At 65.0% G+C, this 14427-nt stretch carries 13 protein-coding genes; 5 read left to right on the top strand and 8 right to left on the bottom strand.

The window, feature by feature from the left end:
* Positions 1 to 2205, top strand: coding sequence for an aldehyde oxidoreductase molybdenum-binding subunit PaoC (paoC, locus tag UB31_RS07840; RefSeq protein ID WP_045010458.1), 2205 nt, complete (start codon positions 1 to 3; stop codon positions 2203 to 2205).
* A 12-nt stretch (positions 2206 to 2217) separates the two neighbouring features.
* Here paoC and UB31_RS07835 read toward each other — a convergent pair whose 3' ends face one another.
* Positions 2218 to 3321, bottom strand: a complete 1104-nt coding sequence (locus tag UB31_RS07835) for a DUF2336 domain-containing protein (RefSeq protein WP_045010457.1) — start codon at positions 3319 to 3321, stop codon at positions 2218 to 2220.
* 63 nt (positions 3322 to 3384) lie between these two features.
* Positions 3385 to 4542 carry a GGDEF domain-containing protein gene (locus UB31_RS07830; protein ID WP_045010456.1) on the bottom strand — a complete coding sequence of 386 codons (1158 nt, stop codon included), beginning with the start codon at positions 4540 to 4542 and terminating at the stop codon, positions 3385 to 3387.
* A gap of 441 nt (positions 4543 to 4983) precedes the next feature.
* Between UB31_RS07830 and UB31_RS07825 the strand changes: the two genes are divergently transcribed.
* The 4 genes from UB31_RS07825 to UB31_RS07810 all read left to right on the top strand — a co-directional run bounded on the left by UB31_RS07825 (position 4984) and on the right by UB31_RS07810 (position 9223).
* On the top strand, positions 4984 to 5553 hold the full coding sequence (locus tag UB31_RS07825) for a sigma-70 family RNA polymerase sigma factor (protein ID WP_045006487.1): 570 nt from the start codon (positions 4984 to 4986) through the stop codon (positions 5551 to 5553).
* Positions 5550 to 6242 (top strand): hypothetical protein, encoded by a 693-nt coding sequence (locus tag UB31_RS07820; protein WP_045010455.1) that lies wholly within the window; start codon positions 5550 to 5552, stop codon positions 6240 to 6242. Before UB31_RS07825 ends, UB31_RS07820 begins: the two co-directional genes overlap by 4 nt.
* A gap of 16 nt (positions 6243 to 6258) precedes the next feature.
* Positions 6259 to 7941 (top strand): S8 family serine peptidase, encoded by a 1683-nt coding sequence (locus UB31_RS07815; protein WP_045010454.1) that lies wholly within the window; start codon positions 6259 to 6261, stop codon positions 7939 to 7941.
* Between the two features lie 484 nt (positions 7942 to 8425).
* Positions 8426 to 9223, top strand: a complete 798-nt coding sequence (locus tag UB31_RS07810; protein WP_045010477.1) for a TIGR03809 family protein — start codon at positions 8426 to 8428, stop codon at positions 9221 to 9223.
* Positions 9224 to 9345: 122 nt separating this feature from the next.
* Here UB31_RS07810 and UB31_RS07805 read toward each other — a convergent pair whose 3' ends face one another.
* From UB31_RS07805 to UB31_RS07780, 6 genes are all read right to left on the bottom strand, one after another.
* Positions 9346 to 10716 (bottom strand): TIGR03808 family TAT-translocated repetitive protein, encoded by a 1371-nt coding sequence (locus UB31_RS07805; protein WP_045010453.1) that lies wholly within the window; start codon positions 10714 to 10716, stop codon positions 9346 to 9348.
* Between the two features lie 214 nt (positions 10717 to 10930).
* The gene (locus tag UB31_RS07800; protein ID WP_045010452.1) at positions 10931 to 11578 is read right to left on the bottom strand and encodes a pyroglutamyl-peptidase I; all 648 of its coding nucleotides are present in this window, start codon (positions 11576 to 11578) and stop codon (positions 10931 to 10933) included.
* The gene (meaB, locus tag UB31_RS07795) at positions 11575 to 12561 is read right to left on the bottom strand and encodes a methylmalonyl Co-A mutase-associated GTPase MeaB (protein WP_156175239.1); all 987 of its coding nucleotides are present in this window, start codon (positions 12559 to 12561) and stop codon (positions 11575 to 11577) included. The genes UB31_RS07800 and meaB overlap by 4 nt, the downstream gene beginning before the upstream one ends.
* 21 nt (positions 12562 to 12582) lie before the next feature.
* Positions 12583 to 12927, bottom strand: a complete 345-nt coding sequence (locus tag UB31_RS07790) for a HepT-like ribonuclease domain-containing protein (protein ID WP_045010450.1) — start codon at positions 12925 to 12927, stop codon at positions 12583 to 12585.
* Entirely contained in the window at positions 12928 to 13242 is a 315-nt protein-coding gene (locus UB31_RS07785) for a nucleotidyltransferase family protein (RefSeq protein ID WP_045010449.1), read from the bottom strand.
* A gap of 127 nt (positions 13243 to 13369) precedes the next feature.
* Positions 13370 to 14359 (bottom strand): tripartite tricarboxylate transporter substrate binding protein, encoded by a 990-nt coding sequence (locus tag UB31_RS07780; protein ID WP_045010448.1) that lies wholly within the window; start codon positions 14357 to 14359, stop codon positions 13370 to 13372.
* Positions 14360 to 14427 lie beyond the last annotated feature (68 nt).

The following is a 14427-nucleotide window of genomic DNA, read 5'->3' as shown; positions in this document are numbered from 1 at the left end:
ATGAAATTCGATACGCCCGCAACCACCAATCCGATCGATCAGCTCAAGATCATCGGGCATGCGACCAGCAGGATCGACGGTCCTCTCAAGACGACGGGGAGGGCAACCTACGCCTATGAGTGGCACGACGTCGTCTCAAGCCCTGCCTACGGCTATATTGTCGGTGCTGCCATCGCCAAGGGCCGGATTGCATCGATGGATCTGTCTCGCGCCAAGGTCGCGCCTGGCGTGATCGCGATCGTCACCGCGGAAAATGCCGGCAAGCTCGGCAAGGGCAATTACAACACGGCGAAGCTGCTCGGCGGCCCCGAGATCGACCACTATCACCAGGCCGTCGCGGTCGTTGTTGCGGAAACTTTTGAACAGGCCCGCGCCGCCGCCCAGCTTGTCCAGGTCAGCTACAGCGCGACCACGGGGGCGTTCGACCTGTCCGCCGGACGGGATGGCGCCGCAAAACCTCGCGGCCGCGGCGACGACCAGCCGGACACCAGTGTCGGTGATTTTCCGGGCGCCTTCGCGGCTGCACCGGTGCAACTCGATGCGACCTACACCACCCCGGATCAGGCCCATGCGATGATGGAGCCGCATGCGTCGATGGTGGCCTGGGATGACGACAAGCTGACGCTGTGGACCTCCAATCAGATGATCGCTTGGACGACCGGCGATGTCGCCAAGACGCTGGGTCTGCCGAAAGACAATGTTCGTCTCATTTCACCGTTCATCGGAGGAGGGTTCGGAGGAAAGCTGTTCCTCCGTTCAGACGCGATCCTCGCAGCATTGGGTGCCCGCGCGGCCAACCGTCCGGTCAAGGTCGCCATGCAGCGGCCGCTGATGTTCAACAACACGACGCATCGTCCGGCGACGATCCAGCGCATTCGCATCGGTGCTGACAGGGACGGCAAGATCACCGCGATCGGACATGAGAGCTGGTCGGGTAACTTGCCGGAAGGCAGGCCGGAGACAGCGGTTCAGCAGACCCGTCTGCTCTATGCCGGCGAGAACCGGATGACGGCGCTGCGCCTCGCCATGCTGGATCTCCCCGAGGGTAACGCCATGCGTGCGCCGGGCGAGGCGCCCGGCATGATGGCGTTGGAGATCGCCATGGACGAGATGGCGGAGCGGCTGAATCTCGATCCCGTCGAATTCCGCGCACGCAACGACACCCAGGTCGATCCCGAACATCCGAGCCGTCCCTTCTCGCAGCGGCAGCTCGTCGCGTGCATGAAGACCGGTGCGGAACGCTTCGGGTGGAGCGCGCGAAATGCCGAGCCCGGCAAGCGGCGGGAAGGCCGCTGGCTGGTCGGCATGGGTATGGCTGCCGCGTTCCGCAACAACCTTCTGATGAAGTCGGGTGCGCGCGTTCGTCTCGACAGAAGCGGGACCGTGACCGTCGAGACCGATATGACGGACATCGGAACCGGCAGCTACACCATCATCGCCCAGACCGCGGCAGAGATGATGGGGCTGCCACTTGAAAAGGTCGTGGTGCGCCTCGGCGATTCCAGCTTCCCCGTATCCGCCGGCTCCGGCGGGCAGTTCGGTGCGAACAATTCGACCTCGGGTGTCTACGCTGCCTGCGTCAAGCTGCGTGAGGCGGTGGCACAGAAGCTCGGCTTCAATTCCGCTGACGTCGCGTTTTTGGACGGGCAAGTGTCCTCGGGTAACCGAAGCGTCCCGCTGGGACAGGCGGCGTCGGACAGCGAGCTCATGGCGGAGGATTCGATCGAGTATGGCGATCTCGCCAAGACGCATCAGCAATCCACGTTTGGCGCTCATTTCGTCGAGCTCGGCGTCGACGTGGCGACGGCAGAGATCCGTGTCCGCCGCATGCTCGCCGTCTGTGCCGCAGGCCGCGTCCTCAATCCGAAGACGGCGCGCAGCCAGGTGATCGGCGCAATGACGATGGGCGTCGGCGCGGCGCTGATGGAAGAGCTGGCGGTGGACAAGCGCACCGGTTTCTTCGTCAACCATGATCTCGCCGGCTACGAGGTCCCGGTTCATGCCGACATCCCGCACCAGGACACGATCTTCCTGGACGAAACGGATCCGATGTCTTCGCCGATGAAGGCGAAGGGGATCGGTGAGCTCGGGCTATGCGGCGTCGCTGCGGCGCTCGCCAACGCCATCTACAACGCGACCGGGATACGCGTACGTGACTACCCGATCACGCTCGACAAGCTGCTGCATCGCATGCCCGACACATGACGGTGACGGCCGTCAGGCCGCCGGCGTCGCGCCCTGCTGCATGCGGTGGAAGCGCAGCACCTGCTGCGCTGTGGAGCTGCGCAGGGCTTCGTAGGTATCGCGCTGCTTCAGCATCTCCGTCTGCGAGCCGCCGGAGAGTTTTTCGCGCATGGCAATGATCGCGCGCACGCTCGGCCATGACATGCCGGCGACCTTGGCGAGGATCATCACGCCCTCGGTGCGGCTCTCGATCATCAAGTTCTCGGCGGTCTCGACCGAGACGCCGGCGAGCGCGGCGAGCCCCGCATTGGTCTCGTCGAACTTGCCCTGCTCGGCGAAAGCCGTGACCTGTAGTTCGTTGAGACGGCCGTCGGCGTGCAGCGATTTCACCAGAGCACGCGCCATCTCGGTCTGCCTGGTCATGGCGGCGGCACGGATCCGCTGGGCCGCTTCCTGGACCACGCTCGACACTTCGTCGGCGAGATCCGGATGGGCCGCCTCGAGCTTCCTGCGCACGCTTAGGGAAGCCTTCGCAATCAGCCTCAGATAGTGATGCCGCGGCAGGTCCGGCCGCAGGCCGATGCAGGTGGCGAGGTCGTCGTCGCGCTCGGCGCGGGTGACGAGATCGGTCAGACTTCCTTCGGAGAGCTGCGCGCCCGGGTTCGCAGCGGTCGATTGCACCACCTCGTCGTTGCCGCGCATCACCAGCACGTCGGTCAGCTCCTCCGAAAGCACCCGCCGCAGCGAGATCGCCCTGAGATGCGCCTGGCTCTTGCTGCGCGCGATCTCGATCAGGGTCGTCTCGTCCAGCCGCTCCGACTTCGACAGCACGGGGCCGGCGACCTCGATCACGTCGTCAAGCGCAAGCGTGCGGATGATCTGGGGCGGCGCGGCTCCGATCGGCGCGAGGCGGTCGGCCAGCAGTGCCCTGGCCGAGGTCTCGATCTGATCGACCAGGCATTGGAACACGTCGTCGAACACCCGGATATGCTCGTCGGAATAATCCACCGCGTTGTTGATGAAGAGATCGGTGACGCGGCGCAGCGTCTCGACCCGGCGCGCAACGGTGCCGTGCGAGAGCGCAGACTGCAATTCGTCGAGCAGGTTTTCGGATGTCTTGGCGGATTTGGATCTCATAGCCCTGTCCTGGAGCGTTCGGTCCGGTCGCCGTTTCTGTGCGACCGGCAGCAAATGGATTGGTCAGCTTGTTGCAATGCGGTTGCGCCCTTGCGCCTTGGCGGAATAGAGCGCGCTGTCGGCGCGCGCGAGAAACGTGTCGGCAGTATCGTTGTCGCGCAGCGTCACGACGCCGGCGGAAATGGTCACCTGCATACCGGGCGAGAATGCGCTCCAGTCAAGCTCGGCGACGATGCTGCGCAGCCGCTCGAGCATGCGCGATGCAGCGTTGCCGTCGGTGCCGGGCAGCAGCAGCAGAAATTCTTCGCCGCCATAGCGGCCGAAACGATCGTCGGGGCGGATATTGGCGAAGATGGTGATGGCAAAGGTGCGCAGCACCTCGTCGCCGACGGGATGGCCGTGGGCGTCGTTGATGCGCTTGAACCAGTCGAGGTCGATCAGTGCGATGGCGCAGGGCGCCGTCGCTTGCCGCGACTGTTCGACCTCGACGTCGAGAAGCCGCATGATGCAGCGACGGTTGTAGGAGCCGGTCAGCTCGTCGAGCTCGGCGAGCTCCTCGATGCGCTGATAGGCCTCTTTCAGCTCGATGCTGCGCCGGTACAAGATCTTGCGCAGCGTGGCGCCGAACAGGCCGAGGAAGGCGCACTGGCCGATCACCAGCACGAAGCACAGCATCGAGGCGGTCCGCTGGAGCCTCGTCGCAACGGGCATGCCGATCGGCAGGTCGGAGGCGAGGAACACGGCCGCGAGCGCGCTGGTCGCGATCGCCCAGGTGAGCATCGCCTGGGCCGAGGTCATGCGCAGCGTGCCGAACGCGAAGATCAGGAACAGCACGCTGATGAAGGCAATCCCGATCGTCGGTACCGACACCAGGAACACGAATTGCAGCGCCATATGCGCCGAGATCTGGAACACGGTGAGATAGTGGTCGTTGTGCTTGTCGCCGACGCCAGCCTCCGACATCACGATGAAGATGCCGATGATCAGGACGCCGCCGACCCAGAACAGCGACGGAACGTTCATATGAACGGCACCGTCATAGGCGTAGAGCAGCAGCACAAAAGCGCCGAGCGAATAGCTTGCGATCTGGCCGACATACATCTGCCGGCGCTGCCGGATCCGGCGCGCCAGCACCTCGGGCGCTGCCGCCGCGGATGTGAGGACGAGATCCGCGACTTCAGCGGCATTCCTCTCCGGAAAGGACGTCGCGGCCGTGCTCATGGTCCCGCCAATGGTGGATGTCAGCCGAAAAAATCTACGTGGCAAGCCTTTAGGTTTGGTATCCTTTTGCACCGAATCCCCGGGGGACGCCGCGCGGGCGAGGGGCCCTTGAACGGCGCGGAATTTTCCGGCCAGTTAGGCATCGCAGGCGATATCGCGGACCAAAGCCGGCGCTGTGCGACATAAGCTGCACGGGGCTGTGTTATGGATCGGGCTCGATCGGGCCGTCTGTGCCGGCCCACGGCGTTCCGCAGGAAAGTGTTTCCGTATTATGTTACCGTTCTGGAGCGACGCGGCCGGCCACCACGGGTGGGACAAGGAAAATGCGCGTATGTGGGGTAGATCACACAGACCCCCGTATGACTGCGGTAGGTTGAAGAATTTCGTCCCTACCGTCGAACCGTCCACCGTATCGCCCCGACCAACCTTGCGAGACGGCCTTTGAGCGTGACACAGGCGGCTACGGACGAGGTCCTGATCGCCAGGATCGCCCAAGGCGACCGGCTCGCCATGCAGGTGCTGTACGGGCGGCATCATGTCAGGGTGTATCGGTTCGGGCTCAGGCTCGTGCGCGATGAACAGACGGCAGAGGACCTCATCAGCGAGGTGTTTCTGGACGTCTGGCGTCAAGCCGGCAAGTTCGAGGGCCGATCCGCCGTTTCCACCTGGCTGCTGGCAATCACCCGATTCAAGGCCCTGTCTGCGCTCCGGCGCCGGAAGGACTTTGAGTTGGACGACGAGGCCGCCAATGCGATCGAGGATTCGTCCGACAATCCAGAAACGGCGGTTCAGAAGAAGGATACCAGTGAAGCGTTGCGGGAGTGTCTGACGGGCCTCTCGCCGGATCATCGGGAAATCGTCGATCTCGTCTACTACCACGAGAAGTCCGTGGAAGAGGTGGCCGAAATCGTTGGCATTCCGGAGAACACTGTGAAGACGCGTTTGTTTTATGCGCGCAAGAAATTGGCCGAACTGCTGAAGGCAGCCGGCATTGAGCGAGGCTGGCCATGATGGCGTTGAGCAAGAAGATGCTGGAGCAAGAGCCCAGTGAGATCGAGTTGCTGCTGCCGTGGCACGCTGCCGGCACGCTGAACGCGCGCGACGCCCGCCGCGTTGAGGAAGCGCTCGCCAGCGATCCGGAGCTCGCCCGCCAATATGCGGCGATCCGCGGCGAGTACGAAGAGACTATCCATCTGAACGAGAGCTTGGGCGCTCCCTCGGCGCGCGCGATGCAGAAGCTGTTCGCCGCGATCGATGCCGAGCCGGCGCAGGCCTCCGGTTCGCTGCCGCTGTCGGCGCGTATCTCCACCTTCTTCGCGAGCCTGTCGCCGCGCACGCTGGCCTGGTCGGCGGGCTTTGGTGCCATCGCGCTGTTGCTTCAGGCCGGCATCATCGGCGCGGTGCTGATGAAGACTCAGCCCGCGACGTTCGAGACCGCCTCGCTCTCGACCAGCGCGCCGATCACGCGTGAGCTCGGAGCCGCCGCGCCGGCGCGGGCGCTGGTGCGCTTCACGCCCGAGGCGCGCGTCGCCGACGTCACCGCGCTGCTCGACAGCTACCAGGCTTCGATCATCGGCGATGCCAAGGGCGGCATGTTCCGCCTCCAGTTTGACAAGGCGATGAGCCGGGACGAGCTCGCCGCACTGCTCGGCAAGATGCAGCGCGAGAAGTTCGTCAACCTCGCCGTGGCGGCGCCTTAGGCGCGCCGCTGAACCAATGACGCGCAAGTCCGAGAGTAAGTTGCGAGCCGGGGCCTATGCTTCGTCGGTCGGGGCCGCGCTTCTGCTCGCCGCCTGTCTCGGTATCGAGGTCGCCCACGCCCAGGCGATCATGCGCACGCCCACCATCAGCCTTCCCTCGCGCACGCCGACGATCTCTCCGAGCGTGGCGGCAAGGGCCGTGAGCGTCGATCGCGGTCCGCGTGTGGTCACCACCACACGGATCTCGGCACGGATGGCGCCGACCTCCGTGCTGCCCTATGCGCACTACTCGCCGAACCTCTATCCGGCCTGCACCGCGGCCTATCGCGACGCCGACGGCGAGTGCCTGGCGCAGCCGAACGCGAGCGGTGACGGCTCCGGCAAATCGGCCAAGAAGAGCGCCGGCAATGGACGCCGCAACAACACGCCGGTCGCCGTAAACCTGCGCAGCTTCGCCAATGAATTCGTGGCCGAGATCGACAGCGCGCTGTCGCTGGCCGAAGCCGATGAGCTCGCACGCCGCCACGGCCTTGCGCGGATTGCATCCGAGAATTTCCCGTTGATCGGGGCCACGATCGGCCTGTTCCGCATCACCGACGGTCGGCCGTATGAGACGGTACGGCGCGAGTTCGCCGCCGACGGCAGCGTGCGCTCGCTCCAGCAAAACTTCCGCTACGTGCTCCAGGACCAGAAGTCGGCGGTTCCGACCGAGGGCGACCCCGCGCAATATGTGCTGGCAAAGCTCCGCCTGCCGCAAGCGCACACGCTGGCGCATGGCGCCAATGTCACGGTTGCGGTGATCGATTCCGGGATCGACGCCAAACATCCCGAGCTCGCCAATTCCATCGCCGACACTTTCGACGCGCTCGGCAGCACCGAGGGACCGCATGTCCACGGCACCGGCATTGCGGGCGCCATCGTCGCGCATGCACGGCTGATGGGCAGCGCGCCGGAAGCGCGTATCATCGCCATTCGTGCCTTCGGCGGCACCACGGGCGGCGCCGAGAGCTCGTCCTATATCATCCTGCGGTCGCTGAACTACGCCGCCGAGCACGGCGCGCAGATCGTCAATATGAGCTTTGCCGGTCCGAAGGACGCGGTGATCGAGCGCGCCATCGCGGCGACCGCGGCGCGCGGCCTGGTGCTGATTGCGGCGGCCGGCAATGCCGGCGCGAAATCGCCGCCGCTCTATCCCGCCGCCAATCCCAACGTGATCGCGGTCAGCGCCACCGACCAGCAGGACAGACTGTTCACCGCCTCCAACCGCGGCAATTACATTGCGCTGGCCGCACCCGGCGTCGACATCTTCCTGCCGGCGCCGGACGGCAAATACCAGATGACATCGGGCACCTCATTCTCGGCCGCCTATGTCTCCGGCGTCGCGGCACTGCTCCTCGAGCGCAACTATGCCCTGAAGCCGGAAGCGCTGCGCATGACGTTGGCGAAGACCGCGCGCGACCTCGGTTCACCCGGGCGTGATGATCTCTTCGGCGACGGCGAGGCCGATGCTTTTGCCGCAGTCATGGCTGTTCCGGCCGATAGCGCGACGCCGGTTGCGGCTGTGTCCGGTACAACAAAACGTGAAGATGTCGAGAAGCGTCGCGACGACCCTGGCATCCGCGCAATCGACCAACCTTCGCTGTCGAGCGCGGACGATAAAGCCACGATTTCTCAGGTGGATAGGCCGGCGACGCGATAGCGGCTGCGACAAGATTGCGCGCCTCGCGAAGGTTAAAAAATCGAACGCCGCGTTGAACGTTCAGCCCCCTGCCAACGACCTAAATATGTGGGAGCGGTTATCCCTCCCCATCAGTCATATTAGGCGCGAGCGCCCATCCACCCCAAGCGCCCATATGGCTCGACCCGTCCGGTTGTCCCCCCGGACGGGTCTTTTCTTTTTGGGGGTCTGATTTCTTGAAGCGCCGTATGACATCAGCTTCCGGTTGAGAGATTGCGGCTGGCTCACCGCCACCGCTCGGCCCCGGCGCCGCAGGCGCGCTATGCTTGTGCGGAGCTTGACTCCAAAACCCCTTAAAACTCCGCACGACTACGGACTTTTGCGACGAAAGCCGTGTCGTTGCTGGACAAGTCGAAACTTTTCCACAAAATATTCATGTCGCGTCTAAATTGATTCGTGTGCGTTGCGTCCCCGCGTCCGTATTTTTCTCCTCACGGGCTGGTTCATGACACATCGCCAAGAGTCTGTTCGCGCGTCTGTGCGCGCCGCGGCTTGCGACCCCGCCATTGCGGCGCGCTGGTGCGCTCTCGCCGAGCAGCGGCTGGAACATCTTTCCGAAATGTTCGAGACCGGACGCTGGCGCCGCTACCATTCCGAAATCGCATTCCTCGAAAACATCCAGGAAGCCAAACGCGCGGTCCAGACCTGGCGCGCCATCGCGACCGGCGAGGACGTCGCCGCGGCCGCCGCGAGCGTGACCACCGCGTTCGGCTGGTCGCCGGCGACCCTGTCGCGTCCCGCCCCGCGAGAGAAGCCGCAGACCTTGCAGCCCAAGGCCGTTCACATCCAGCCCGAGACGGCCGTGCCGGTCAGGCTCGATCCCAAGCCGGATGCACTGGCCGAGGTGACGGAAGCCCCGCTTGCCCCGAGCGCACCGCTTGCGACGCCTGCTACTGTGGCATTGTTCACTGCGCCTGCCGCTGTCGCATCGCTCAAGGCTCCCGCTGCGAAGGCGCCGCTCACCGCACCTGCGGTGAGGCCGCCGGCCGCCGCGCCCGTTGCTATGGCAGCGTCCACCGCGCCTGCTGTAAGGGCACCGATTGCCGCGTCCGCTGCAATGGCGCCACTCGCCGCACCCGCTGTGAGGCCACCACTGACCACGCCTGTCACGATGGCAACGCTCCTGCCTCAGTTCGCCCCGCCGGCCGCCGAAATCGTCGCAGCCCCCGAGCGCGTCGTCGAATTCACCTTCAGCCTCGACGGCCTGGAAGCGAAGTACCCGCTGCTGCGCAACGCGTTCTGAGAGGATTGTTCGAGAGGGTAGTAACCTTCTCCAACCCCGTCATCCTGAGGCGCGAGCTCTGCGGTGCGCAGCACCGCGGGGCGAGCCTCGAAGGATGAGCGGCCCGTCTGCCAACCGCGCGCCTACTGCCGCACCGCATTTCCGCTGACCACCACCTGCGCGAACCTCTGTGCGCCGTCCGCCGACAGATCGGACGTCACGGCACGTGCATGCTCCAGCCCCACCACGGCGCCGCGCGGGGTCTCGGAGATCATGTTGTTGTTGACGAGTGCTGTCCCCGCGCCCGGCACCACGGAGACGCCGACGCCGGCCAGCGCCTTGCGGATGACGTTGCCGGAGATCACGACGTCGCGCAGATATTTGCCCCAGCCGGCGACGATGCCGTAGGACGGCGCATTCTCGATCACGTTGCCGGTCACCGATGAATCCGCCTCGATATAGATGCCGACGCCGGCATCGTCGTCCGGCGCGGTGCCGATCGGCCGCTTCGGGATCAGATTGCGGATGATGTTGCCCTGGACCACCGCAATACGGCCGCCTTCGTTGAAATTGCAGACGGAGACGCCGATCGCAGCGCCGTCCACAATGTTGTTGGCGATCACGGCGGCCTCGAACGCAAACTCCGAATAGAGCGCGACCTCGCGCACGTCGCTGACGCTGTTGCCGGTGATGTGGATGTTGGAGGCCGAGTTGCCGCGCACGGCGGAATAATCGCAATTTTTGATGCGATTGCCGCGCACGATGACGTTGCCGGCGCGGAAGGCGTTGATGGCGTTGCCATACTGGCCGGAGCCGCCGGGGCCGGCCTTGATGTCCTCGATGCGGTTGTCCGCGACCAGTGTGCCGTCGTCGCCGATTCCCGTGCGCAGGATCTCGATGCCGTTGTCATTGGTACCGACAATGGTGTTGCGCGAGACGCTGAGACCCCTGGCATCGAACGAGACCACGGCTGTCGCCGCGATGTTGGTAAAGATGTTGCCGGCGATGTCGCCGGACACCTGCTCGAGCCAGATGCCGCTGCCGCCGGACCCCGTGATCTCGCAATCATTGATGCGGACGTCGCGCCCGCCGAGCACGTGGATCAGTCCGCGCCGTGTCGGCAGCGGAATGCCGCCACCATCAAAGGTGATGCCGGTGATGCCGATCGAGTCCGAACCATCACTCTGGATCGCGGAGGTGCTGCCGGTGAAAATGAACTTGGTCGCGCCGCGCACGCCGATCAGTTGCGCGCCATTCGGCAGTCGCAGCAATCCGCTGCGGTAGATTCCGGGCGGCAGCGCCAGCGGCATCTGCGCTCGCGCGGCCTCGTCGATGGCGCGCTGGAGCACGCGGGTCTGGTCCTCGCTGCTACCGGGCCGCACGCCATATTGGGTCGCATCACGACCAAGCAGCGACGTCAGCGGCGCCGCGCGCGCGGCGTCGGCCGGCATGGCCAGCGCGCCGGCGATGCCTGCGGTCGAAGCTCCGATGAGATGACGGCGGTTGAGATCCATGGCGCGTCCTTGCGGCGGACGCGGGACGTGTCCGCGCGGATTAGGTAGCGCAGAAACGGGGCGGGGCGGCCGGCGCCGCGAGGATTGTTCGTAGTAGGGTTAAATGTTTACGCAAGCGGAGGTGCCGTAGGGTGGGCAAAGCGTAGCGTGCCCACCCTTATCGCTGCGTATGTCGTTGCATGGTGGGCACGGCGCAAGGGCGCCTTTGCCCACCCTACGAAACGCGCGCCTTTCGTGCCAATTGCACCATCTCCATCAGCATCGCTTCGCCGGCATCCACCAGTTCCTCCAGCGTGATGCGCGGCGCGCCCTTGCGGCGTACCGCACCACTTCGCGCGAGCAGGGGAATGTGGATGAACGCCGCAAGTTGCGGCCCGCCCGCCTTCACGTTCTCGATCGCGCGCCAGCTCAGATAATTGCAGAGATAGGCGCCGGCGTCGCGCGAGGAACGCGCATCGATGCCGGTGAGGCGCGCGGCGCGCAGCAACCGTGCGGTGTGCGGACCGAACATCATCGCGTCCGCATGGCCAGCGATGCCGCGCTTGCTCGATCGGGTGTTGGCGGCGTCCGGCCAGAGCATCGTGACCGCATTGCGCGCGCGGGTCTCGATGCGCAGGTAGGAGGTCCGCGCCGCGAGGCCGAACATCAGCAGTGCATCCGGCTTCACCTTCGCAATGACCTCCGGCAATTGCCGGTCGACCGCGGCATAGGTCACCGGGAAGATGTGGCTCGCGATCTCGACATCATCGAGCCCCGGCCGGCGCAGCCGCGTCAGCCGTGCGACCAGCGGCTGGGTCGGGTTATATGGCGCGCCCGGAAACGGCCCGAAGCCGGTGAGGAGAATGCGGAGCTTCTCGCTCATTGCAGCAACTCCAGAATCTGCTCGGCGGCGAGCGCCGGCGTGAGATGGCCGTCCGCCACTTCGGCCTCGATCTTCCGGACCTTTGTCCGCACCGAGGCCTCGCTGCGCAGTCGCGCCAGCATCCGCTGCTCCAGCATCGACCACATCCATTTCACCTGCTGCTCGCGCCGCCGCGCGGCGAACTCGCCGGACGCGTTCATCGCCTTGCGGTGATCGATGATTTTCTGCCAGAGCTTTGCGATGCCGTCGCCGGTCAGTGCCGAATAGGTCTCGACCGGCGGATGCCAGTGCTCTGAGCGCGGCGTCAAAATGTGCAGCGCGCCGCGATAGTCCGCGGCCGTGATGTTGGCGCGCTTGAGATTGTCGCCGTCGGCCTTGTTGATCGCGATCATGTCGGCGAGCTCGACCAGGCCCTTCTTGATGCCTTGCAACTCGTCGCCGCCGCCCGGCAGCATCAGCGCAAGGAAGAAATCCGTCATGTCGCAAACGGCCGTCTCGGACTGGCCGATGCCGACGGTTTCCACCAGCACGACGTCGAAGCCGGCCGCCTCGCAGAGCAGCATCGCCTCGCGCGTTTTGGCCGCGACGCCGCCGAGTGTGCCTGATGATGGCGAGGGGCGGATGAAGGCATCGTCGGAGGCCGACAGCCGCGCCATCCGCGTCTTGTCGCCGAGGATCGAGCCGCCGCTGCGTGCCGAGGACGGATCGACCGCGAGCACCGCGACCTTGTTGCCCTGTTCGATCAGGTAAGTGCCCAGCGCATCGATGGTGGTGGATTTGCCGACGCCGGGCGAACCGGTGATGCCGACGCGCACCGCCTTGCCGGTGTCGGGCAGCAGCATCTGCACCAGCTCACGCGCCAGCGCCTGGTGGTCGCCGCGCCGGCTCTCCACCAGCGTAATGGCTCGCGCCAGCGCGGCGCGACTGCCGGCGCGGAGGTCGCGGGCGAGGAATTTGATGTCGATGGATTTGCTAACGGTCATCATTGTCTTCGCGTTCAGCCGCTAGCGGCCCGACATGCGAATGTGTCTTTCGGCGCAGGATTTCAATGGTGGAAGGTGGACCTGAATAATGTCCCAAACGATTTCGGCTTTTGTCATATGATAGGCGTGACGCAGCAGATTTCCGAAGTCGATCATCTTGCGCCAGTCGATCTCTGGCTCGGCGCGCTTTACGTCATCCGGGATGGATCTCGACGCCTCGCATATGATCTCGAGAAGACGTTCGACTGCCAGCCGAGCGGTTTTTTCAGAGACGAATTGCTCGAATGTGGAGCCCTTCACGACAATTTCGATGTCGGTGATGGCTTCCAGAATGTCCCGCAGCCGGTCTTCCACGGTCGGCGGCATTCAGAAGACCTCGATCAGGTCATCCGCGATCCGCTCTGCCATGCGCGGCTTCAGCAAATCTCGCATCGATAGTTGCGCCTGAAGGCCGACATGGTCTTCGATCAGGTGCAGGGCCTTGAAGTAGTCGAACTGTGGTGTTTCCTTGCGCGAGGTCGTCTCGACCAGGACGTCGAGATCGCTATCAGGACGGGCGTCGCCTCGCGCGCGGGACCCAAACAGGTACAGGCGCGTGACGCCCGCAGCCCTCAGGGCGGGAGCAAGCTCTCTGAGCTTCCCGACAAGCGTCTTGAGCGGAATGTCTGCGACATCGGTCATGGCTGGATACTAGCACGAGGCAGCCGTCCGGCCCAGCGATAGCGGGGCCGGCACTAACGCCTTGGCGGGCAGGCGAGGGTCCCTCAGCTTAAGGGATGTTGCCGCGGGTTCGGCGTCCAGCACGAGCTCACGAGGCCTTGGCAAAACCGGCGGCCTTCATGGCCTGCCCCATCTGGGCATCGGCCTGGTCCATGAAGGTTGCGAACTGGCTGGCATCACGCCACACGGTGCCGAAGCCGCGCCTGGCCATGAAATCCTTGAACTCGGGGGAGTCGTACACCTTCTTCAAGGCCGCGGTCAGCTTGGTGGCGATGTCCGGGGCCAAGCCCCTGGGCGCGGCGATGCCGCGCCATGAGCTGGTGGAATAGTCGACGCCGAGCGCCTCCTTCAGCGTCGGGACGTCGGGGAAAATCGGATTGCGTTCTGGCGCCATGATCGCGAGGCTCCGCGCCTGGCCGGCCTCGATCGTGGCCCGCGCCTCCGGCACCGAGCAGGTGGTGAGATCGAGGCTGCCTGCGACGAGATCCTGCATGGCCGGTGCTGCGCCATTCGACGATGACCACAAGACCTGATTTGCCGGCAATCCCATCGCCTGCATCCAGCCGACGAGCGCGAGATGCCAGATGCCGCCTTGTCCCGTGCCCGATGCCTTGAACTTTCCCGGCGGGGCCACCTTAATGGCATCCGCGAGCTCTTTCACCGTCTTGTAGGGTGAGGACGTGGAGACCTGGATGCCCGGCGGGTCTTCGTTCATTAGCGCCAGTGCCGTGAAATTCCGCGGCGTCAGATGCGTCAGGGCCTGCCAATGCAGCATCGAGATTTCGACGGTCAGCATGCCGATCGTGTAGCCATCCGGCGGCGCCGTGGCGATCTCGGCATGGCCGACAACGCCGGACCCGCCGGTGCGGTTGACGACGTTGAAGGGCTGGCCGAGCTCCTTTTCCAGGAGAGTCGCGATGATGTGCGCGGTTGCATCCGATCCGCCACCCGCACCCCAGGGCACGATCAAGCTCACCGGCCGCGCCGGATAGGCTTGCGCGCGCGCAGGCGTGAGGAGAGCGGAAGTGGCAGCAGCCACAGAAGAGGCCGCGAAGGTGCGGCGCGTGATCCCTGACATCAATGTTCCCGGCGGCGCCCTCGGGAATCGGGCTTGTGTCCTGATCGCATTTTACGCGGCTTTGCGCG

It is taken from the genome of Bradyrhizobium sp. LTSP849 (assembly GCF_000938255.1).
In the GTDB taxonomy this organism is placed as follows: Bacteria; Pseudomonadota; Alphaproteobacteria; order Rhizobiales; family Xanthobacteraceae; genus Bradyrhizobium.
This window is presented reverse-complemented; position numbering and strand designations above follow the sequence as displayed.